Below are 23,689 nucleotides of genomic sequence, written 5' to 3' on the forward strand. Positions count from 1 at the left end.
ACGGTTGGGTCAGGTAGGAGCCATTACCGGGTGGTGATAATATCCCGGCGTTATCCAGATAAAAAATGGGCTTTAATACGCTGATTATGACGTGCAGGTGTTGGTCTGCCGCGGCCCTTGATCAGTCATATCGGTGCAGGTTTCTTTAATGAAGTCATCGAGTATCTGTTCCAGTTTTTCATAAATCATGTAGTGACCATGATCAGCAACCGGAACAAATCGGCAGCCCGGTATCTTGTCGGCAAACTGCCTGCCAAGCGATAGCGGGACATGGTTGTCAGCCGCCCCGTGCCAATGCCAGGTAGGTGCGCAAATATTTTCCGGGCTAAAAGTCCAGGGCCGCATCAGCAACTGGCATTCGCGGGCGATATGCCGGGAATTACCCTGGGCAACGCCTTCCATCAGTGCACACCAGATGAATTCACGGAAACGTTCCGAAGCGAAAAGCTTGCTTTCGCGTTCGCTGGACTGTGACTGCAAGTTCTTGAAAAACCGTGTGGGATTGCGGGTGATGCCCTTGTACAGGATCGCGGTAGTCAGGTTGTGGACAGCCGGCAGGTTTCGCGCCAGTCGCAGGTCCATGCGGTACAGCGGAACCATGCGCTCAAAATCTTCCGGCCGTGTTGCTGCAATGCTGGAGCTGATCAGCAACAATCCCTTTGTTCGCTGTGGCAGGGATTCGGCCATGGCACAGGCAAACTGTCCGCCCATGGCATAGCCGGCGACATAAAAGTTATCAAGCTGCAGCGCAGTGACAAATTCGGTCATATCGCTGGCCCAGGTTGCGTGTTCAAAGTCCGGATCAGGATCAGAAGAGCCAAAGCCCGGGCGATTGGGCGCGATCAGGCGGATGTTGTTGCGCAAACAATAGCCATGGGCCAACTGACCGATTTCAATATCGGAGCCCAGTGCACTGTGATGAAAAACCAGTGGCGCACCTTTCGGGTCACCGAATTCGCGATAGGCGATGCGTCGGCCATGGCTTAGGGTGACGTAGTGAACCCGACGATGACTCACGTGGCTGAAACGAACCGGCTCGTCGTTCAGTTCCCGAATGCCGGAAGCGAGACTGGAATCCGGTGCTGTCAGCACCAGGCGAACCAGGTCGGCCTGGCGCTTGCTGCCGGTCTTGCGAAACAGTGAGCGTAGTTGTGTCCTGACCGTATCAACGCTGACGTCATTATGTTCAGCGATTTCATTGGGTGTAAAACCGCGCGCCAGCAGTACTGCCACTTCCATTTCACGATCCGACAAGTCGTAAAGTTTGCCCAGCGTAGCCGGTGCCGGCACTGGTTGGGCCTTGGGTGGCGCAATAAATATGGCTACCTTGCTTTTGCCTTCAGGGCCGCCCTTGATCGGGCTGAAAATCAGCAGTAGTGAGTCTTCACTGCTGGTAACAGGCATTTGCAAGGTTTTCCCCTGGCCGCTGTTGGGTGCCATGGCCGAAGTCAGCTGAATATACCGGCTCAGTTTTGCATTCAGTTCCGGGTCCCGGGCGCAAAGTTGCTGGTTCCGGTCATTGATATAGAGCGTGGGGCCTGACGTAATCAGTAGTCGCGCCCGATTGTTGCACTCGATTATTGCGGCGGTGTCATCACAAACGACCAGCGGGATAGGCAGGTGATCCAGCAGTGATCCAACGGTTTCCTGCTGACCTTCGTAGTTGATGAACTGTTGGGATACGGTCAGCGCGTTCTTGAAGTGGTATGCAAGAATATCGTTTATGGCTTCGCTGCCAGCTGCCAGGGAGTGATTTTCGCCGATGGCAATGGCGGATTCCGGGGATTTATCAACCAAATCGGCCAGGGTTTCCAGCAATTCAGGCCAGCGATCCGGGTTTATGGCGCACTCGTAGATAAGTGCAATGGACGAATGAATGTCGTGTTCCAGAATTTTCATAGGGCAATACCACTTTCCGGTCGCCCAGTGTAGACCGGGCACGCGTCATTATTCCACGACTAACTGGGGCGTAAAAACTTCTCAATTGTTCTTACATGTGTCCGGATGTAAAGCCGGGATCGTATGGATCAAAATCAGTTCTGAAGTGTGTGGTTGGCATGTCGCGCTGCTGGCAATATTTGATTTGCCGGGCAACTTTATTGGTATGTTGTAATGCCAAGGTTTCTTATAGAAAAATTTGCCGGCCCGGTCAAGGTGCATGACGAAGTGGCCTGTCCGAGCACGGTAATTACTGTTGTCGAAGTTGCCAGGAATCGACGTAAGTCCGCCCCAATCCCTGCGTGAAGCTCAGTTTTGTGTAATAGCCCTCGGCATTTGGCAGATTTCCGCCTTCGAGAACGAGGTTGGAGCTGCCCAAGGGAGTTTCCATGGGGATCAGACGGTCACCCTGCCGAATAACCATAGGCTCATGCAGCAGGGTGAATTTGGGAACCCAGAGCCCCTGCTGGTGCCGGTAGTAGCGTACTGCCAGGGTGGCAACCGGGATGCGCTGCCTGCCTTTGCCGCGAAAAAGGTCCAGTGCCAGGTCGTTGGGTCGCCGCCGGGAACCGACAGCTGTGCCGGGTTTGATGATAATGCGATCAAAGCCGGTACCGGCTTCCGGTGACTCCTGCTCTTCAGCCCTGAAAAATACGCGCGCAGAGCTTTCGCTCTTGTCACGAAGACTGATGAAATGAATATGAACCAGTGCCGGGTCAGGTTCGACTTCATCACCGAAAACGTCGGTCTCGGCATTGACGCCGGTCCCCAGCCAGGCCATTACCAGGATGGTTGTAAACAGCCAGGCACTTGTACGCGAGCGTTTCCGATTCATGACATGTTCTTCAGCGAATAAGTGATCAATACCAAGGTTACTGACTGCTCGAGCGTATGTCTATATAGTAACAACAGGCAATCCCGGGACAGACAGGTGAGATCATCCGCAGTATTCAGGAGAGCAGCTTCTTGCTTGTTAACAGGACTGATTATCCTGCAGGGAGTGGCCGTTGCCTCTGAACTCAGTCTTGTAAGCCCGCCACGCAAAATTCCGGAAACGGTTTTGCCTGCACTTAATGGCAAGATCTATAACCTTAATGCTGGGCGCGGCAAGGTTTTGCTGGTCAACTTCTGGGCCAGCTGGTGCCCACCCTGTCGTGCGGAAATGCCTTCCATCTGGCGACTGAAGCAGAGACTCGGGAGTTCACGATTTGAGGTCATCGCCATCAACATTGGCGAGGATGCAGAAACTATTAAAGCTTTCATGCCGGACAAATTGCTCAGGGAATTTATGGTGTTGCTTGATTGGAGGTCGCAAGTGTCAAGAGCGTGGAGCGTAGATGCATTGCCCGCTACTTTCGTAGTAGATCGCGAAGGTCAAATTCGATATGTCCTCAAGGGTGCCGCGCAGTGGGACTCAAGGGAAATTATAAGGCTTATAGGTCAGCTAACCGGTTAAACGCTGTCCCAGCCTCTTGCCGCATGAGCTTTAGTGACCTGGCTCACGGTATGATCGCGTAGTTAGAAAAAATTTATCTTTCCATCTTCCATCTTCCTGATTTGCCGTCTAAATTAGTACAGAAGTGCAGTTATCTTTTTGGTTTTAGGTCTACTTTGTCGCCGGCTGCAACCGGAGCCAAAAATAGGGGTTGAGGGGCCCGGGACTGGACGAATCGGTGCCCGGACCGACATCCTGTTTTCCCGAGGGAGCAACCTCGATGGCGACAGCCTGTTTGGTGGCTAAGCACGAGGTCAGGTTGTCCGGAAAAGAAAGTTAAACCGACGAGTGTTGTAGCCTCGCTTGCAGGAAAGGCTGGTCAAGATACAGCGAGGAGTACCTAACAGCTAGAATAGTGCAGAAGTCGTCTGTTAAATAGGGCAGGCCAGGGCGTATTACTGAGTAGCCGCCGAATACATTCTATATGCATAGTATGGCCCCGTTATTCGGTGAAATTCTGTAAAGCCAAATATCATTGTTAACGAGACAATAATGGCAAATAAGGGCGGAATTATTATGAAAAAATCACTGGTTCAAGGCGTCATATTGCTGGTTTTGTCGATACTTTACGGCTGTAACAGCGGCACCGATACAACTGTTGTGTACGTGCCGGCACCCGACCCAGGCTCACCCGGGGGACCTGCCGTCAGTGACTATCCAAGATATGCATATACCACCGGTTGGAATGGCAGTGTCTACCTGGTCTCGTCCTTCGTTTTTGACAGTGTGACGGGTATCCCGAAGTGGACTGGCGAATATGCCACCGGCATCGGCAGTCATTATATTGCCGCGGATCCTTCAGGACAGTATGTTTACAGTGCAAATTGGGGTGATGGCGTTACGGCAGGCAGTGTATCCCAGTACAGGATAGGTGCTGAAGGCAGGCTGACCAGAATCGATGCAGATGCAGCTACGGCCGGTATTCAGGATGTGGCTGCCGGGATTAAGGCCAGGTATATCACCGTACATCCTGGTGGACAATACGTATATGTTATTAATGACTACCAGTTGAATGCGAAACTCGCGCTATACAGCATAGGTACAAACGGTGGCCTGACACCGCTTGTTACTCCATTTATGAATATAAGTTATCTGTCTGATATCGAATTCAGTCCGGATGGTGCTTATGTATATCTCTCTCACGGGTCTGTAATCAGCCAGTACAACATTGGTGCGGGTGGGCAACTGAACTTGGTATCAGATTTTGATTTTTCAACATCCGGCGCTGCAGGAATAGTGAATATCGAGATGCATTCTTCAGGAAATTATATGTATGTATCTCAAGATAATGGATTGTTGCAACTGAATGTAGGCGCGGACGGATCATTAACCCCAATGACTACTGCATATCTTTATACGGGGTTGAGATCGTATCAAATATTGATTGATCCTATTGGTAGTTACCTTTATGTAAATTCACTAGTAGATGACAGTATCTCGCAGTACAGTATTGGTGCTGACGGTGCATTGTCACCTATCGCTCCTTATTTAAGTATGCCTAAACCCCTGAACCAGGGAATGGTATTTGAGCCGCGCTCTCGTCAAATTTATCTGACCGACTCAAATTCTCAAATGCTTCGCAGGCTGAAGCAGGATGATTCCGGGGTTCTGACAGAGCTACAAGGAGTGGCGGCCACTTCCGGAACGACAAATTCAATAGCGATTGTTCGTGGCGGTACACCGGTAATGGCTACACCACGCTATGCCTATGTGACCAACCAGTTCAACGGTACTGTAAGCACTTATACAATAAATACAAATGGTACACTTGCGCCCCATGCAGTCCCACCGGTTGCTGCAGGAGCACACCCAAAATCCGTCGCCGTGCACCCGTCAGGCAAACTTGCATATGCGGCAAACTTCACCAGCAATAACATCTCGCAGTATTCGGTGAGAGCGGATGGCAGCCTGGCCCCGCTTTCTAGCATTCTTGGCCCGATACCCACCGTAGCGGCAGGCAATGGTCCGTCCAGGATCAAGGTTAATCCGTTCGGCAACTTCGTATATGTACTAAACGAAACTGATAGCGCAATATCCTGGTACTCGGTCAGTGATAACCCCTTGACGTATGGCAACCTGGCCCTGGCAGGTACGCAGGCTACGGTGCCTGCCGGGGGAGTTTTACCACCAAGAGATATGATATTTGATTTGTCAGGCCGGTATGCCTATGTACTGACAGACTTTAACCTGATTCTGTACAGGCTGGCGAATACGGGTAGCATGATCGAAATACCGGTTGCCGGGAGTCCTTTACGTACAGGCATGGGTCAATTGGTTTCAGCAGCACAACACCCGAATATGAATTTCGTCTATGTTGTAGGTGCAACCAGCAGAAATGTTGCACAACTTATTGTTGGTGAAGATGGCTATTTGCAGGAATTCGGGATGCGTCAGAGTACCGGCCCCGGCCCTGCATCTATTGCCGTACACCCATCAGGCAAGGCTGCTTACGTGGCCAATTCAGGTGAAAGCACGGTTTCACAATACCAGATAAACATAGACGGTGTGCTACAGCCGATGTCTACACCCAAAGTGGCAACGGCGGGTGGCTTTCCGGTATCAATTACTGTAGATCCGACGGGGCAGTTTGCCTATACGACCGACTATTCCGGCGCGACGTTGTCACAATACACCATTGGTACGGATGGCGAGTTGTTGCCTATGACGCCGGGTTCTGCAGTTTCCGAAGCCAATCCTAGCGGCATGGCCATACAGGGTATTTGGCAGTAGTTTTTGATTCAGTAGAAAGGCGGGCACTGGGTTATCAGTGCCCGCCTTCTCCCTATTTCGGTCTATTTAAGCCAATTGCGGGGTTTCAGGAATTCATCGTACAGCCTGGCTTCCGGCGTACCCGGTTCCGGTGACCAGTTGTAGCGCCACTTCACCAGTGGTGGCAGTGACATGAGTATGGATTCGGTGCGACCACCGGTCTGCAAGCCGAACAGCGTGCCTCGATCAAACACCAGGTTGAATTCAACATAACGACCGCGCCGGTATAGCTGAAAGTCCCGCTCGCGTTCCCCGTATTCGCTGTTCTTGCGCCGGTTCATGACAGGCCGATAGGCCTTGATATAGTGATTGCCAACACTTTGCATGAATGCAAACGCGGTATCAAAATCCGGTTCATTAAGGTCATCAAAAAACAGGCCACCAACGCCACGGGTTTCATCACGATGTTTGAGATAAAAATACTCGTCACACCATTTTTTGTATCTGGCATAAACATCGTCCCCGAATGGATCACACGCTGTCTTTGCCGTGCGATGCCATTCAACAACATCCTCTTCAAATGGATAATAGGGCGTCAGGTCAAAACCGCCACCAAACCACCAGATCGGATCTTCGCCTTCTTTTTCAGCAATGAAGAAACGCACATTGGCATGAGACGTGGGGATGTAGGGATTCTTCGGATGGATAACCAGGGATACACCGGTTGCCTGGAACGACCGGCCCGCCAGTTCCGGGCGTTTGGCTGTTGCTGACGGCGGCAGCCGGGTTCCGTGTACATGTGAAAAATTTACGCCGCCCTGTTCAATGACATTGCCATCAGTCATGACCCGGGTGCGGCCACCACCACCTTCTTCGCGTTGCCAGGCGTCTTCGGTAAATTTCGCTTTGCCGTCTTCGGCTTCAAGTTCTGCGCAAATATTGTCCTGCAGGGATTTCAGGTAGCTGATGACAGTGTTTATATCGGGCACATTCATGGTTTTGGGTACTTTATTTTATTTGATCAAGTGAACGTCCCGTTGCGGGAACGGGATAGTAATGTTGTTTTCCTTGAATGCATCCCAGATAGCCAGGTTCACATCTGAAACAACGCTGCCAACGCCCTGTTCCGGGTCATCCAGCCACAGGCGCAGCTCAAGATCGATACCGTTGTCGCCAAACTGACGCAGCCTGACTTGTGCAGCCGGGTCACTCAATACCCGGTTATTGGCATTGGCGGCCTTGGTCATCAAATCCATAGCCTGGCGAGGGTCGTCGTTGTAACTGATGCTGACCGGAATCTTGACACGTACATTGCGATCGCTGTAACTCCAGTTGGTCACTTCCGAGGTAATCAGGTTTTCATTGGGAATCAGGGTTTCAACACCATCACGATCACGAACAACTATGTAGCGTGCATGCAGGGCGACAACCCAGCCAAAGCGCTGTCCAACGGTAATGACATCGCCCGGGCGAATGGAGCGGTCAAACAACAGTATAAAACCACTGATAAAGTTACTGGCGATGCGTTGCAAGCCAAAACCGAGACCGACACCAAGCGCACCGCCAAAGACGGCAAGCGAGGTGAGATCAATGCCGACACTGTTGAGCGCAATGAGAATGGCGACCGTGTAAAGAATGACCTTGCTGAACTTGGCCAGGCCCACCTGCATGGTCGGGCTGAAGACTTTTGAGCGTCGTGCCCGTTGTTCAATCCAGCGCGTGGTCCAGCTGGCAGCAACAATGAATACGCCGGCAACCAGGATAAACTGGCTGATGGACAGAACCGAGAAGCGAGACTTGCCCAGTGTAAAGCCGACACTGTCCATGGCCTTGAGCATGTCGTCGAGCCATCCGAACAAATGCAAAGCCACCACCAGCCAGACGACAAGACTGATCAGTCCTTCAAAGGCGCGCAGGGTCGGGCTCGGTCCATAGGCGCGGCGCAGTGAGTACAGGGAAAGACGTATAACCGCCAGTGACAGGAACAGCGGGATCAGGATGTCGAACAGGAAAACCTTGATGCCAAACTGCAGCAACAGACCACGTTCGGCGGCGAACAGTATGGCCAGCAACAAGGGTAACAGTACCCGACCGCTGCCGCGAAGAGCAAAACGCTTGAGACCGCGACGCTCATCCTGGCCAATCTGGACCACTATGAATGCCTGCCAGCGTTTGTCCGCGTACCAGGCAATCATGAGTGAAACCAGTACCAGGCCCAGTTGCCAGGCACCGGCAATTGTCATCAGCGGTGACAGCAATTGTTTCAGCAGTGGGGGAAATGCGTCCATGAAACCATCCCAGGATGAATTGATCAGGCATTGTAACCTGAACCGGAACGATTTCCAGATTGGAGTGACGACCGGTTTCCCGGCGCAAAAGAAAACCCCGGCCGCAGCCGGGGTGGACGGTTCGGGAGCCGAGGGCGGTTTAGCTGCCCGTATCGAACCGGTTTTCGATGCCTTCCGGCAGCGTATGGGCTATGCCCTTGTGGCAATCAATACAGGTCTTGCCCGAGGTCAGGCCCTTCTGGTGCTGATCGCGTGATCGACGACCCTGGGCGCTGTAGTCCATGTGATCAAAGTTATGACAGTTACGGCATTCGCGCGAATCGGTGCGTTTCATGGCGCGCCAGACGTTGTTGGCCAGCTTGATCCGTTTTTCCTCGAACTTTTCCCGGGTGCTGATACTGCCAAGCGCCTTGTGCAGCAATTCATTTGATGCCTGGATCTTGCGAATAACCTTGTAGCTCCATTCCTTGGGCACATGGCAATCCGGGCAGGTGGCGCGCACGCCGGTACGGTTGTTGTAGTGAATGGTTTCCTTGTATTCCTCGTAAACAAAGTCACGCATTTCGTGACAGGAGATACAAAAGGTTTCGGTATTGGTCAGCTCCAGGGTCCAGTTGAATCCACCCCAGAACAGGATACCGAAAATGACACCACCGGACAGCAAGGCGCCCAGTGAGTAACGGCTGGTAGGTTTTTTCAGTACTGACCAGGCCTTGTTGGCTGTTTGTTTGAGTTGTTCAATATTCACAGTGCAGCCCTCTTTATTGCTGTTGCTTGACCGCTTCTACCGGCGCAAAGGTGTTGTCCACGAGCGGTTTGGCATCATGTTGCGGTACATGGCACTGGTTGCAGAAATAACGTAACGGCGATACCTTGGCCAGGTCGGTGCCGGCACGATCCTTGAAGTGGGTCAGGCTGACCTTGGTGGCACCGGTTTCGCGGTAACGCTGCCAGCTGTGACAATCCATGCACTTGTTGTGGTTCTTTGTGATCTTGTAACGCTCAATCGCGTGCGGAATGGTAGGTGGTTGCTGAACGTAGTTACGCGCATCCGGGGCATGATCCTTCTGGAAGCCTTTCAGCTCCGGCGCCGCGGTTTCTTCATCCAATCCAACGTTGCCACGCAAGGACTTGAATTCCGCCGCGGTAGCCGCTGTTCCAAGAATCATCATCGCGATCAACGCAGAGACAAAGAGGTTAAATGTTTTCATGGGTTGGCTCCCCTCCAGTTCGATAAAAAGAAAGTTGAAAAACGTCCTGCGGACACGTATCAATGCAGCGCCCGCATTTTGTGCACAGTGCCGAGTTGATCGCCTGTGCACGGGTCTTGTCCCTGAGCGCAGGGTGGATGATCTTTGATTCCGGGCAGACGGCATAGCAATCTGCACAGTCATCACACTGCTGAGGTTTCGCGGCGACGACTTTGAGCGGACTCAGTACATTGAGAACGCTGTAAAATGCACCGACCGGGCACAATCTACCGCACCAGCCATCACGGCTGATAAAAAGATCGAAGAAAAAGACAGCAAGTATTGCCAGCCAGCCGAGGCCCATACCAAAAATGATGCCCCGATGCAGAATGGTCACCGGGTTGACCAGGTCCCAGGCAATGGTTTGTGTGGCAATGGCCATTACCAATGTGGCGGCGAGAATATAGTAGCGACTGCGGCGAGAAAACTGGGTGCCGCTCAACAGGCCAAACCGGTTGCGAATCACGCTGGCAGCGTCGGTAACCAGGTTGACCGGGCATACCCATGCACAATACACGCGTCCACCCACGAACAGGTAGAACACCAGCACAATGGCAGCGGCCAGGAACATGGTCAGTTCCGGCGTATGACCGGCCAGCAGTGATTGCAGCAATATATATGGATCAGCCAACGGCAGCACATCCAGGGTCAGGCTGTAATTCAGATTACCCTTGACGATCCAGATGCCAAACCAGGGCCCGGCAAGGAACAACAGCAACACCGAAACCTGGCTGATTCGACGCAGGACCAGCCATTTATTGGCGCGCCAGAAACTGCGGCCACTGACCAGCTGTTGGGCAACAGGATAGGGTGTGCTCATTGTTGCCCGCCTGTTGCTGAATCTGGCAGCCTGGGTGTCGGCACAAAGGTTTCCGGTGTTTCTACTTCGTTCTTCCAGCCCCAGCGGTAGTGGTGTCCCAGCTCACCGCGCGCCAGTGACAGGGGTAATACCTTGATGGCCGCTTTTTCCAGGACGCAGGCTTTTTCGCATTTGCCGCAACCGGTACAGGCATCGGCATGCACGGTAGGAATGAACAGTGCGTGTTTGCCGGTACGGGCATTGGGAAGGATTTCCAGGGTAATGGCCTTGTCGATGCGCGGGCAAACGCGATAGCAGACGTCACAGCGCAAACCCTGGAAGTTAAGGCAGTTTTCCTGGTCGATGAGGATCGCCAGGCCCATACGGGCGTTATTGATATCTGTTAGTGATTTATCAAGCGCGCCGGTTGGGCAGGCGGCTACGCACGGGATGTCCTCGCACATCTCGCAAGGCACATCACGGGCAATAAAGTAGGGTGAGCCGTTGGCAACAGCTTCACCAAAACTGGACAGCTTCAGGGTGTCATAAGGGCAGTCCCTGACACACAAGCCACAGCGCACGCAGGCGCCGAGAAAATCCTGCTCGGCAATAGCACCGGGCGGACGCACGGCCCATGCCGGCGAGGCATGGCTTTGCCGTGCCAGTTGTGCCAGCCCGAGACCCAGCAGGCTGACGCCCGCCACCATGCGCGCCGACTCACTGATGAATCGGCGGCGGTTGATGCCAACGGTTTGCTTGGCAGCCTGCTTGTTCTCGGGACTGGTCATGGCAACGCTTTACGTGATGATTACGCCTTGATGACTTTCACTGCACACTTCTTGAAGTCGGTCTCTTTCGAGATCGGGCAAGTCGCGTCCAGCGTCAGCTTGTTGATCAGGCGGCTTTCATCGAACCATGGAACAAAGATCACACCCCTTGGCGGCTTGTTACGGCCACGGGTTTCCACGCGAATCTCGATTTCACCACGACGACTTTGCAGTTTGGCGGCCATGCCACGACGCAGTCCGCGATCCTTGGCATCATCCGGGTGCATGAATACCACCGCATCCGGTACGGCGCGATGCAGTTCCGGTACGCGGCGGGTCATGGAGCCTGAATGCCAGTGCTCCAGTACACGGCCGGTAACCAGCCACATGTCAAAATCCTTGTCCGGCATTTCGGCAGGATCTTCGTATGGCAGCGCAAAGATGTTGGCCTTGCCATCTTTTTTGCCATAGAAACGCACGCCTTCACCTTTCTTGACGTAGGGATCATAGCCTTCGCGGAAACGCCACAGGGTTTCCTTGCCGTTGACTACCGGCCAGCGCATGCCGCGAACCTTGTGATAGGTGTCGAAGTCCGCCAGGTCGTGAGCCTTGCCGCGACCGAAGTCAGCGTATTCCTCGAACAGGCCTTTCTGCAGGTAGAAGCCGAAGTGTTTCGATTCATCGTTATCAAAGCCCTTTTGCACCTGGCTGAGCGGGTATTTGTCCACCTGGCCATTGGCATACAGCACCTGGTACAGGGTCTTGTTACGGTAATGCGGTTTCTTGCGAATCAGGTCCTTGGACCAGACGTCGCTGACCTTGAAGCGCTTGGAGAATTCAACAATCTGCCACAGGTCGGACCTGGCTTCACCCGGTGGCGATACCTGCTGGCGCCAGAATTGCGTACGACGCTCGGCATTACCGTAGGCACCTTCCTTTTCTATCCACATGGCTGTGGGCAGGATCAGGTCGGCCGCTTGCGCGGTGACGGTCGGATACGGGTCTGACACGATAATGAAGTTGGCAGGATTGCGATATCCTGGCAGTCCCTCATTGTTCATGTTGGCCGCAGCCTGCATGTTGTTGTTACACATGACCCAGTAAACATTCAGCTCGCCATCCTTGAGTTTGCGGTTCTGCAATACAGCGTGATAGCCGGGCTTGGGCGGTATTGTACCTTCCGGCAATTTCCATTTCTTCTCGGTGATGTCACGGTGTTCCTTGTTCTTGACCACCATGTCAGCCGGCAGGCGATGGGCAAAGGTGCCGACTTCACGGGCGGTACCGCAGGCGGAAGGCTGGCCGGTAAGCGAGAACGGGCTGTTACCTGGCTCGGAAATCTTTCCGGTCAAGAGATGAATGTTATAAATCAGGTTATTGGCCCAGGTACCGCGGGTATGCTGGTTAAAGCCCATGGTCCAGAACGAGGTAACCTTGATCTTCGGATCAGCATAGAGCCTGGCCAGGCGTTCGAGATTGTCTTTCGGTACACCGGAGATCTCGTGTGCCTTGTCCAGCGTGTACTCGGAGACAAACTGCTTGTAAGCCTCAAAATCTATCGGCTTGGAACCACCGGCCTTGTCAGCATTTTTGGCTGCTTTCTCGCGCGGGTCGGTGGGGCGCAGGCCGTAGCCGATATCAGCATTGCCCATGCGGAAGTTCACATGCTTGCCGACAAAGCTCTTGTCGTAGGCATTGTTCTGGATGATGTAGTTGGCGATGTAGTTAAGTATGGCCAGGTCGGTTTGCGGCTTGAAGATCATGCCGTTGTCGGCCAGGTCAAAACCGCGGTTGTGGTATGTTGACAGTACTGCTACCTGGACATTGTCACCGGTCAGTCGGCGGTCGGTCAGGCGTGACCATAATATAGGATGCATTTCCGCCATGTTGGAACCCCAGAGCACAAATGCGTCAGCATTTTCCAGGTCGTCATAGCAGCCCATGGGCTCATCGATACCGAAGGTACGCATGAAGCCGGCCACTGCGGAAGCCATGCAATGGCGCGCATTGGGGTCAATGTTGTTGGAACGGAAGCCGGCCTTGAACAGCTTGGCGGCGGCATAGCCTTCCCAGACGGTCCATTGGCCGGAACCGAACATGCCGATGGAAGTCGGGCCCTTGGTTGCCAGGGCATGTTTGAATTTTTCTTCCATGATATCGAAGGCTTCATCCCACGATACTTCGGTGAACTCACCGTTCTTGTCGTACTTGCCGTTTTTCTTGCGCAGCAACGGCTTGGTCAGGCGATCGTTGCCGTACAGAATCTTGGACAGGAAATAGCCCTTGATGCAGTTGAGGCCCTTGTTCACCGGTGCTTCCGGGTCACCCTGGGTCGCCACTACGCGGCCGTTGCGTACACCCACCTGGACGCCGCAACCGGTACCGCAGAAGCGGCAGGGTGCCTTGTCCCAGCGAATGGATTTGTCGGTTTGTGCCAGGGCTGTGGTGGCCGGCAGTTGCAGGCCGGCCGCGGTGGCAGCAGCCACGGCGGCATTCATTTTCATGAATTCGCGGCGCTTCATTTTCATTGTTGGGCCTCCGTCATTTCAAGGTCAAAATTGGAATCGGTTTCTTCATAAACAAGACAGGTGGCGGCAACGCCGGCCAGCTTGTCCACGGCATAGATTCGATCCGCCACCTGCTTGCGGGATTCGCCGTCGATGGTGACGATGATGCTGCCTTTTTCCACCGAGCTGGTGGCCACTTCAGCGCCTTCTACCTGGCCGATGTTGGCCAGTACCTTCGGCAACTGGTCCGGCAGCGTTTGAACGATTACGCCTGCGACATGCATTGCGTGTCCTCCTGTTCCTGTTGATTGGATCGATTAAAGGGAATGATTGATAAGGCCTTGCCCGGGCAGGCGGCAATACAATAGCCGCAGGCGGTGCAGTCGGCGCTGGATAATTCAGGTGTTGGCACACGGCCGGCAGCCAACTGGAATCGGATGGCCCCGGCATCGCATTGCTCCGCGCATACCTGGCAGACCACGCCCCGGTGAGCGAGGCAATGCTCGTCATTCAGGGAAGCCGAGTAGTTCCAGCCGGGTTCGGTGGAGTCATTGGTATTCAGTAGCGCGCCGGTGTTGCAGGCGTTGGCGCAGTCGCCACAAAAACTGCAACCGGAGTCAGTAAAGACAAGCTGCGGATAGCCGGAATCGGATTGGATCACGCCTTCCTCGCAGGCTGTTATGCAGTCGCCACAACGCGAACACCGCTCAAGAAAGGCGGGTTCTTCGACGGCCCATGGTGGCCGCATGGCTCTGTGTTTAGCCGCAAGACGTCCCCGCAGGAACTGGCGCCGGCTTATAGGAGTTATCATGTAATCACAGCGGAAAAAATTATCTCGGCCGATATTGCTGTATTGGTGCCGAGCCAACTTTGACGAGCGTCAAAAAAATAAGTATTTAATAATCAACTTAAACAGTGTGGGTATTGCGTCTTAGTCTCATTAAAAAGTAAGATATTATACTTATAAATCAGTGTGTTAATGGACAACTTGGCCAGCAAAGGGTCGGCATCCAGAACGTTGAAAGCTGAAACCAGCCATTGATCCAGATGTATCGAAACGTAAAACATTGCAAACCCGCGAAGCCTGGATCACGACAATCGGGTGGTGGATGCTGTTTGATGTGAGCGGTATCGCATCAATCTGGCTCCAGTCATGTGTGGAGCCAGAAGACGATGTACCGGCTAGTAGCGACTACCGCTTGCAGAATATTGGATGATAAAAGAGTCTGACAAGCCAAGATTCAGATTGCCATCAATAGAGCCGGCAGTTGAACCGGTGATATAGATCGCATCACCAGAATCGATAGCAATGCCAGCAACCTGGTCCGCACTTGTGCTGCCATCCAGCCGGGTCCACAGCAGCGAGCCCACGGGGTCATATTTCATGATAAAGCCATCCTGGCCCCCAAGGAATGCTTCGCCGTTTAGCGCGCCATTGGTGTTGCCGACAACGTAAATATCGCCATGGCTGTCAATGGCAATACCGTTTCCGGAGTCCACGGTTGAAGTGCCGGTTTGGCGGGTCCACTGCCTTGTTCCATTGCTGTCAAATTTACTGACAAAAATATCCTTGTTCCCGGCTGCTGCCTGGCCATCCAGCGCACCCGTGGTGTCCCCGGTAATGTAGACGTTGCCGGCCACGTCTGTGGCAATGGCATGCACTTCTTCATCGCTAATGCTTCCCAGGGTCCTGGTCCATTGAAGGTTGCCATCAGTAGTGTAGCGGGCGATGAAGCCATCGCGGCCACCGGCCAGGGGCTGACCGTTCAGGGCCCCGTCTGTGTAACCGGCAAGATATATATTGTTGCCAGCGTCCACGGTTACGGTAAATGCAACATCTGATGCAGGAGATCCAAGCAGGCGTGTCCACAGGCGTGCGCCGCTTGGTGAGTACTTGATAATAAAAGCATCCGGTCCCCCGGCCCAGGTTTGCCCATCAAGGACGTCGCCGGTAACCCCGACAACAAAGATATTGCCCGCGGTGTCGGTGGCAATATCGTACGCGTGGTCGGTTGAGGTGTTGCCGAATTGTCGAACCCAGCTCAACGTGCCGTCTGTTGCATACCGGGCAACAAACAGGTCATCACCGCCAGCCGGGATCTGCCCCGCCAGCATGCCCCCGGTTCGGCCGGCTACATAAACATTGTTGTTGACGTCCGTACCTACCGCGTAACCGACCTGGTCACTGTTATTGCCAGGTTGTCGGGTCCATTGATGGGCACCGGTTACATCGTGACGAGTGATAAACATATCAATACCGCCAAGTGCTGGTTCACCGTAGATGGAACCCTCAGTTGAGCCAGTGACATAAAGATTACCCAGGCTATCGGTAGCGATATCCTGGGCGTCATCGTCGGCACCAGATCCCCATTGTGGTGTAACCCAGGGGGCATCCGGAGCCGGATCACAACCGCAGGCGACGTTTTCACCGCAGGAAGTTATCACACCGAATAGCAAAATAAATGCGCTCTTGTTCAGGTGTTGTGTAATTACTGATGACATGAATCCCCCGTGAGGTAATGTTGTTATTGTGCCAACTGGTAGTCGCTGATGTGGAACATAGCAATGCAAAACCAGGGCGTCTTCATCCATTTGGAGGAAGACCTCGTTATATTGTTGGATCAAAAAACAGCCCCTGTGAAGGGGCTGTCGTTAATGGGCTGCTGAGCAATCTATATTATAACTAGAAGGTCACCCGGTTAGGGCGCCGTGGTAAAACTCCAGACCACGCTATCGGTAACGCCACCCCGGCCATCATTGGCGGTGACCTTCCAGTAATAGGTGGTACCCGGGTTCAGGCCGGTGACCGTGTGGTTGGCGGTAGCCGGTGGCACCACCTGGTTCACCACGGTCGTATCCCCTTCCTTGCTGCAGGCGCTGAGGCCGATCACCGCCATGATGATACCCAGTTGCAGGATGCGTTGCCGGCGTGACGGTGACAGGCCAACCAGGCCGATGAGTAACAGGCTCGAGGTCCCGCCTAATCCTGCCATCAACATTAGGGGCTGGTCGTACCAGGCAACAGCAGCAGGGCTGCAGCCACTGAAGTTGACGTTGTCACACACGGTGATCTCGTAGCTCAAGGTATCGCCATCCTGGTCGGTGGCGAACTGCCATTCGAAGGTGACCGATGCCGCATTGATCGCCGTGGCATTGTTGTCCGGCGAGATCAGCAGTGGCGCCGACGGGGCATTGTTGGCCATGGGGTCAGCTGTCACCGTAATATCAAACGGTGCCAGCGACACCGTCGCCTGGCCATCGGTCACATAGAGCGTAATCCCCGAGTACACCCCGGCATCAGTGTTGGCAGGTGTGCCGGTCAGGGCACCGGTGGCCGTATCAAAGCTCGACCAGGCAGGCTGGTTCACAATAAAGAAGCTCAGGGTATCGCCATCGGCATCGGCCGCAGTGGGCGTAAAGCTGTAGGCTGAACCCGCTGTGACGGCGGTAGCCGGCGTGCCGGTGAGGGTGGGAGGTGTATTGGTGTTGCCACCGCCAGTGCCATTAACGGTCACCAATACCGTCGCCACATTGGAGTCCAATGCGCCATCGTTCACCTTGAAGGTAAAGCTATCGACCCCGGCAAAGCCCGTTGCCGGGGTATAGCTATAGGCCCCGGTAGCGGCATCGGTCATCACCATCGTTCCATGGGCCGCAGCATCCACCACGCTAAAGGTCAGTGCAGTATTATCAATATCCGAACCCACCAGCGTTCCGGACGCGGCCGTATCCTGGGTGGTATCCAGGGTGCCATTCGTAGCCACCGGGGCATCATTGACCGCAGTCACGGTAATATTCACCGTGGCCACCGCACTATCAACAGTACCGTCATTGACCTTGAAGGTCAGGCTGTCACTGCCATTAAAGTTGGCAGACGGGGTGTAGTAGAGATTTGGGGCTGTACCGCTTAACGTGCCGTTAGCAGGATCCGACACAACGGTATACGTCAAGGTATCGCCATCGACATCAGTTCCGGACAAGGTAATGGAAACGCCCGTGTCTTCGTTGGTGCTGAGAGACTGGCTGTTGGCGACGGGGGCATCATTGATCGATGTCACTGTAATGCTTACCGTGCCCACAGGCGAATCCATCGTGCCGTCATTGACCTTGAAGATAAAGCTATCACTGCCAGCGAAGTTGGCAGATGGCGTGTAGGTCAGGTTCGGGGCCACCCCGCTCAACGATCCATTGGACGGATCACTCACAACACTGTAGGTCAGGGTATCGCCATCGGCATCGGTGCCAGTGAGGGTAATAGCCGTACCAGTATCCTCAGCGGTACTCGCAGTGAGACTGTTGGCCACCGGTGCATCATTGACCGCAGTCACGGTAATATTCACCGTGGCCACCGCACTATCAACAGTACCGTCATTGACCTTGAAGGTCAGGCTGTCACTGCCATTAAAGTTGGCAGACGGGGTGTAGTAGAGGTTGGGCGGTGTACCACTTAATGTGCCATTCGCCGGTCCAGAGACAACCGTGTAACTCAAGGTGTCCCCGTCTGCATCACTACCAGAGAGCGTAATACCCACACCCGTGTCTTCGTTGGTGATTAAGGCCTGCCCATTCGCGACTGGGGTTGTGTTAACAGGCGGATTGCCGGTTACCGTAATATCAAATGCCGGTAACGACACCGTTGCCTGGCCGTCAGTCACAAAGATAGTGATACCGGAATACACACCAGCATGACTATTTGAAGGCGTACCGGTCAATGCCCCGGTTGTAGTATTAAATGTTGCCCAGGACGGCTGGTTGGCGATAAAGAAACTCAAGGTATCCCCATCGGCATCGGAGGCAGTGGGCGTGAAACTGTAGGCCGTGCCCGCCGTGATAGTGGTTCCCGGTGTACCGGAAATAACAGGTGCGGAATTGTACGCGGGTATTCCACCAACCGAGATTGTTACCGCAGCCGCGATATCAGAGTAGCTGGTACCGTCTGTTACACGATAGAAGAAATTATCAGTTCCGGAGTATCCAGTGACAGGGGTATAAACAAGGTTTGGTACCGTACCGCTCAAGGTTCCAAAGGACGGTTGTGTAACAATGGAATAACCCAGTATGACATCGCCATCCGGGTCGGCGCCATCAAGAGTGATATTGACCGCAGTATCAAGTGGTGTATCCAGTTGAATCGGAACCGCGTAAGGCGCATCATTCACTGGATTGACAGTAACCGTCACGGTGCCCACCGCGCTGCCACCATCCTTGTCGGATACGGTATAGGCGAAAGTATCCGTGCCGTTAAAGTTTAGTGCCGGCATGTAGGCAAAGCTGCCATCACCTCTATTAATGATATCGCCACCGCTTGAGGACACGCTGTCCGCAGAAGTCACGGATAGGGATGCAATGTCCGCAGGAACATCAGTATCGTTGAGTAGCACATTGCCCGTTATCAACAAGGTGTCTTCATCGGTGCTGCCGCTGTCATCAATTGCAACCGGGTTGACATTGTCGATGATCACCGTAACATCGGCACTGTTGGTTACACCAACGCTGTCCGTTACCGTCAGCGTGGCAGTGTAGATGCCGTTGTCTGCATAGACATGCGAAATTGATGCGCCAAATGTCGGATCATTGCCATCACCAGGATTCCATTCATAAGTGACGATCGCTCCCTGTACTGAAGTGGCGGTGCCAGCCAGGTTTACCGCAATGCCTTCCGTTCCCGTGTACGGGCTACCGGCATCAACAGTTGGAGGTATAGGGGGGTCGTTATCATTTAAGAAGATTTTTGTTGCAGGGACATTGTCAAATTGTGATGGATTGCTATACGAGATAAAGAAGTCTTCTCGCAACTCGTAGATGGTATCACCAACAATAGGTACAGTAATTGTTTGGGTTGTTGTTCCTGCGGGGAAGGTCAGCCTGCCACTTGCAGACGTGTAGTCACTACCAGCGATCGCGGTACCATCAGTTGTTGTGTAGTCAATCGAATAATCTGCTGCCAGCGCTTTGCTTAGGGTAGCAGTTAGTGTGGCGACTGCTGTACCGCTGTCCCCCTCAGTGATTGCGAGTGGTGTTACGGTGAATATAGGTGTTGCGGCCCATAGCTCGGTTCCATTGGCAGGGGTGGTGGCGATAAAGAAAATACGCTCTAAGGATGGGGAGAGAGAGTTTACGATAAATGATCTTGGCCAGCTGCCTGCTGATCCAATATTTACATCAGCAAACAGTACCGTACCCGCTTCGGTGCCATCGGACTTCCACGGCTCATTGCCATTGACGCCATCATGGGCTGAAAAATACAAAACACCGTTAATGTCGGTGAGATTGGCGGGATTGGCAGGACTCGCTCCCGGGTAAATGTCTTTTACCATCGCGGTACCAATCTCGGTGCCATCGGACTTCCATAACTCACTGCCACTGGCACCGTCATCGGCAGTAAAGTATAGCATGCCGCTTACGTTGGTGAGCCAGATTGGGTTGCTAGATTCTACCCCAGGAACAATGTCTTTCACCATCACGGTACCGGCTTCGGTGCCATCAGACTTCCACAACTCACTGCCACTAACGCCATCATCGGCAACGAAATACAATGTTCCATTGACGTCTGTAAGTCGGGTAGGGTAGTTGCTCCAATTTCCGCCGGGCATTATTTGTTTCACCATCACGGTACCGATCTCGGTGCCATCGGACTTCCAGAGTGCGGTGCCTATTGTGTCGTCGCAGGCAACAAAGTACACAACCCCGTTGACGTTGGTGAAAGACTCGGGATAGCTAGAACTTGCTCCTGGATTAATGTCTCTTACCATCACGGTACCGGCTTCGGTGCCATCGGATTTCCAGAGTTCATGACCATTAGTATCGCTATAGGCACTAAAATACAGTACGCCATTGATGTTGGTGAGATCTCGAGGTTGGCTACCACCCGCTCCTGGCCAGATATCCTTGACCATCACGGTACCGGCTTCGGTGCCATCGGACTTCCAGAGTTCTGGGCCGTTGATGCCATCAGAGGCAGTGAAATACAGTACGCCGTTACCATTGGTGAGGTAGGCCGGGAAGCTTAAACTACCTGTCCCAGTAATATCTTTCACCATCACGGTACCGGCTTCGCTGCCATCGGATTTCCAGAGTTCGATACCGTTGATGCCATCAGAGGCAGTGAAAAACAGCATGTCATTGACGTTGGTGAATTCCCTGGGCCAGCCATCTGCACCTCCCGGCCAAATATCTTTCACCATCACGGTACCGGCTTCGGTGCCATCGGACTTCCACGGCTCATTGCCACTGACGCCGTTATGAGCTGAAAAATACAATACACCGTTTACGTTGGTGAGCCAGGAAGGGTTGCTAGATCCTGGCCCTGGCGCAATGTTTTTTACCATCACGGTACCGGCATCGGTGCCATCAGACTTCCACAGTTCAATACCATTCACGCCGTCATTAGCACTGAAATACAATATGCCGTTGGAGTTGGCAAGGTTTGCTGGATAGCTGTCCTGGTAGCCGGGTTTAATATCTTTCACCATCACGGTACCGGCTTCGGTGCCATCGGATTTCCAAAGTTCCTTTCCATTGACGAAGTTGTAAGCACTAAAATACAGTACGCCGTTAACATTGGTGAGGTAAGCCGGGTAGCTCCCAGCACCTGCCCCAGTAATATCTTTCACCATCACGGTACCGACTTCGGTGCCATCGGATTTCCAGAGCTCGGCGCCATGGGTTAGGGCATCATAAGCCTGAAAATACAGCACACCGTTTACGTTGGTGAGCCAGATTGGGTTGCTAGATGCTGACCCAGGCGCAATGTCTTTCACTATCACGGTCCCGACTTCGGTGCCATCGGATTTCCAAAGTTCATATCCATTGACGCCATCATAGGCCTGAAAATACAGCACACCGTTGTAGTTGGTGAGATCGCTAGGCAGGCTACCACCCGCTCCTGGCCAGATATCCTTGACCATCACGGTACCGGCTTCGGTGCCATCGGACTTCCAGAGTTCTGGGCCGTTGATGCCATCATGGGCACTAAAATACAGTACACCATTGATGATGGTGAGATCTCGAGGTTGGCTACCACCCGCTCCTGGCCAGATATCCTTGACCATCACGGTACCGGCTTCGGTGCCATCGGATTTCCAGAGTTCGGTACCGTTGATGCCATCAGAGGCAGTGAAATACAGTACGCCATTGATGTTGGTGAGCCAGGAAGGGTTGCTAGATCCTGGCCCTGGCGCAATGTTTTTTACCATCACGGTACCGGCATCGGTGCCATCAGACTTCCAGAGTTCAATTCCATCGTTGGCAGTAAAATACAACACGCCGTTGGCGTTGATGAGAGAAAATTGAGGGAAAATACTTGTTCCTGGGTTAATGGCTTTTACCATCACGGTGCCGGCTTCGGTGCCATCGGACTTCCATAGTCCATAACTATCGACACCATTATTGGCAGTAAAATATAGTATTCCGTTTAAGTTTGTGAAACCAATAGGGGAACTCGACCAAATCCCTGGCCTGATATCCTTCACCATCACGGTGCCGGCTTCGGTGCCATCAGATTTCCACAGTTCATCACCATGACCACCTAGTCCGTCATTAGCGACAAAATAAGTTACGCCATTGATTTCTGTGAAGCCGCGTACATTTGATCCTTTATTCAAATCCTGGGCTGTATTTATGTCTTGGACCATCTCAACCAAGTGGCCGGCATTCGCTGGAGTTGAGAGCGGCAAGCTGACTGCTGTAAACAGGAAAATAACCAGCCTTGTAGCCCATACCACTGCATCTATTTTTGATACATGGCCTGATCCCGGAATGGGGCGTTTTTTCGAAGGCGAGAATATGGAATCGTGGATAGGTTTGAATATTTTAAATGGCAAGTTTCGTAATGACATCACACGACTCCCGATTTATTAAATACCAGATTTATTGTTCGGGTCGGGGTGTGTACCAGGCTCCCGCACAGTTAATGCAGAAGATCGATACCCGGAAGGTTTTCTCTTGCACCCCGCCAATTATTCTTAAAGCAAATATTGTGGCGTCACATCATCGTGGCCGTGCCTGGCACATAATTATATATGCGTATGACTCAGTTTACGCCTAATTCTGGTCGATTCAAGTTTCCAGATGAGAATGATAAACAGTGTTAGTCAGGAGAATGGCCAAGAATTTCAAACGTGTTATCTAAGACGATAGTCTGATTTACCATCCATGATGGTGGAAGGTCTATTTGAAGTTTGTACTTGGCCGGGTATCACCAACACTTCGCTGGTATCAAACCGTCGATAGGCGCAGTTCGATAGCGCTGCAGTGTACTTGCCTGGTAAAGCGGTAACGGAGTGATCGTGTATGCGCGCCAGAACAACCTGCTACGCGTGCTTATCCTCTTCGTGGCGCGTTTCGGAACCTGATGCGGAATTTAGCCCTGGCTGTCGTCTGGCTCAGCCAGGACTATCCGGAGTTGTGAAGGAGTTATTTGTATTGGCGCATTTGTACTTCAATCGCAATGACGCTGTCCTTGTCAACGATGGCATCATAGCCGTTGTCATTGCCATCATTTTCATTTTTCAATTTCATATGAATATGGCCCTTTCCGATAGTATCAATGTCGCCCGTAAACTTTGCACCGGATTTCAGGTACACGGTAAAGAAATCAGCCTTTCCCTTGTTGGACAGGTTCATAACGTTCTGCCATAAGTCCACTTTCATGGTTATTTTGCGGCCATCAATGTTTTTCATGCCAGCCGCGTTAACGGCAGAAACACCGGTTATCAACAGCGCGCTTGCCAATATTGTTGTAATCAGTCCGGTTTTGCAGTTCTTCATTTCAGGTTACTCCTTGGTTTTTTGTTTGTATGGAAAATAGCTGGTTGTTCTTTCTTCCATTCTTGTCAAAAGCTTGCAAGAAAGGGATTTGATTGGTCGGCCTCCAATACTGTGCGTAATCGTTCGGCCCTGGTTACCGACCAGGAAAACGCAACCTGATCGGTAATC

Annotated in this window: 16 protein-coding genes; 2 read left to right on the forward strand and 14 right to left on the reverse strand. The window is 52.9% G+C overall.

Annotated features, from left to right (window positions below; genetic code table 11):
- Nucleotides 1–84: 84 nt before the first annotated feature.
- Together OEZ10_00665 and OEZ10_00670 are read right to left on the reverse strand one after the other, a co-directional pair.
- Nucleotides 85–1,899 carry an alpha/beta fold hydrolase gene (locus OEZ10_00665; protein MDH5631483.1) on the reverse strand — a complete coding sequence of 605 codons (1,815 nt, stop codon included), beginning with the start codon at nucleotides 1,897–1,899 and terminating at the stop codon, nucleotides 85–87.
- 289 nt (nucleotides 1,900–2,188) lie between these two features.
- Nucleotides 2,189–2,773 carry a hypothetical protein gene (locus OEZ10_00670; protein MDH5631484.1) on the reverse strand — a complete coding sequence of 195 codons (585 nt, stop codon included), beginning with the start codon at nucleotides 2,771–2,773 and terminating at the stop codon, nucleotides 2,189–2,191.
- A 135-nt stretch (nucleotides 2,774–2,908) separates the two neighbouring features.
- Here OEZ10_00670 and OEZ10_00675 point away from each other — a divergent pair, with 135 nt between their 5' ends.
- Nucleotides 2,909–3,394 carry a TlpA family protein disulfide reductase gene (locus OEZ10_00675; GenBank protein MDH5631485.1) on the forward strand — a complete coding sequence of 162 codons (486 nt, stop codon included), beginning with the start codon at nucleotides 2,909–2,911 and terminating at the stop codon, nucleotides 3,392–3,394.
- 531 nt (nucleotides 3,395–3,925) lie between these two features.
- A complete protein-coding gene (locus OEZ10_00680) occupies nucleotides 3,926–6,163 on the forward strand; it encodes a beta-propeller fold lactonase family protein (protein MDH5631486.1) in 2,238 nt (745 codons plus the stop codon).
- A 62-nt stretch (nucleotides 6,164–6,225) separates the two neighbouring features.
- Here the strand turns inward: OEZ10_00680 and hemF are convergent, their stop codons facing one another.
- The 12 genes from hemF to OEZ10_00740 form a co-directional block, all read right to left on the reverse strand.
- Nucleotides 6,226–7,137, reverse strand: coding sequence for an oxygen-dependent coproporphyrinogen oxidase (gene hemF, locus OEZ10_00685; GenBank protein ID MDH5631487.1), 912 nt, complete (start codon nucleotides 7,135–7,137; stop codon nucleotides 6,226–6,228).
- A gap of 18 nt (nucleotides 7,138–7,155) precedes the next feature.
- A complete protein-coding gene (locus OEZ10_00690; protein MDH5631488.1) occupies nucleotides 7,156–8,430 on the reverse strand; it encodes a mechanosensitive ion channel in 1,275 nt (424 codons plus the stop codon).
- Nucleotides 8,431–8,569: 139 nt separating this feature from the next.
- Nucleotides 8,570–9,172: a NapC/NirT family cytochrome c gene (locus OEZ10_00695; protein MDH5631489.1), complete on the reverse strand. Its 603-nt coding sequence runs from the start codon at nucleotides 9,170–9,172 to the stop codon at nucleotides 8,570–8,572.
- Between the two features lie 19 nt (nucleotides 9,173–9,191).
- Complete coding sequence (locus OEZ10_00700) at nucleotides 9,192–9,641, reverse strand: nitrate reductase cytochrome c-type subunit (GenBank protein ID MDH5631490.1); 450 nt, start codon at nucleotides 9,639–9,641, stop codon at nucleotides 9,192–9,194.
- Complete coding sequence (gene napH, locus OEZ10_00705; GenBank protein ID MDH5631491.1) at nucleotides 9,628–10,500, reverse strand: quinol dehydrogenase ferredoxin subunit NapH; 873 nt, start codon at nucleotides 10,498–10,500, stop codon at nucleotides 9,628–9,630. The genes OEZ10_00700 and napH overlap by 14 nt, the downstream gene beginning before the upstream one ends.
- Nucleotides 10,497–11,267 (reverse strand): ferredoxin-type protein NapG, encoded by a 771-nt coding sequence (gene napG, locus OEZ10_00710; protein MDH5631492.1) that lies wholly within the window; start codon nucleotides 11,265–11,267, stop codon nucleotides 10,497–10,499. The genes napH and napG overlap by 4 nt, the downstream gene beginning before the upstream one ends.
- A gap of 20 nt (nucleotides 11,268–11,287) precedes the next feature.
- Entirely contained in the window at nucleotides 11,288–13,774 is a 2,487-nt protein-coding gene (gene napA, locus OEZ10_00715; protein MDH5631493.1) for a nitrate reductase catalytic subunit NapA, read from the reverse strand.
- The gene (locus OEZ10_00720) at nucleotides 13,771–14,037 is read right to left on the reverse strand and encodes a chaperone NapD (GenBank protein ID MDH5631494.1); all 267 of its coding nucleotides are present in this window, start codon (nucleotides 14,035–14,037) and stop codon (nucleotides 13,771–13,773) included. Before OEZ10_00720 ends, napA begins: the two co-directional genes overlap by 4 nt.
- The gene (locus tag OEZ10_00725; protein ID MDH5631495.1) at nucleotides 14,019–14,501 is read right to left on the reverse strand and encodes a ferredoxin-type protein NapF; all 483 of its coding nucleotides are present in this window, start codon (nucleotides 14,499–14,501) and stop codon (nucleotides 14,019–14,021) included. Before OEZ10_00725 ends, OEZ10_00720 begins: the two co-directional genes overlap by 19 nt.
- 434 nt (nucleotides 14,502–14,935) lie before the next feature.
- The gene (locus OEZ10_00730) at nucleotides 14,936–16,255 is read right to left on the reverse strand and encodes an SBBP repeat-containing protein (GenBank protein MDH5631496.1); all 1,320 of its coding nucleotides are present in this window, start codon (nucleotides 16,253–16,255) and stop codon (nucleotides 14,936–14,938) included.
- Nucleotides 16,256–16,452: 197 nt separating this feature from the next.
- A complete protein-coding gene (locus OEZ10_00735; protein MDH5631497.1) occupies nucleotides 16,453–22,356 on the reverse strand; it encodes an Ig-like domain-containing protein in 5,904 nt (1,967 codons plus the stop codon).
- Nucleotides 22,357–23,167: 811 nt separating this feature from the next.
- Nucleotides 23,168–23,521 carry a hypothetical protein gene (locus tag OEZ10_00740; protein ID MDH5631498.1) on the reverse strand — a complete coding sequence of 118 codons (354 nt, stop codon included), beginning with the start codon at nucleotides 23,519–23,521 and terminating at the stop codon, nucleotides 23,168–23,170.
- Nucleotides 23,522–23,689 lie beyond the last annotated feature (168 nt).

Source organism: Gammaproteobacteria bacterium (assembly GCA_029880545.1).
Classification (GTDB): domain Bacteria; phylum Pseudomonadota; class Gammaproteobacteria; order Acidiferrobacterales; family SZUA-150; genus JAOUOD01.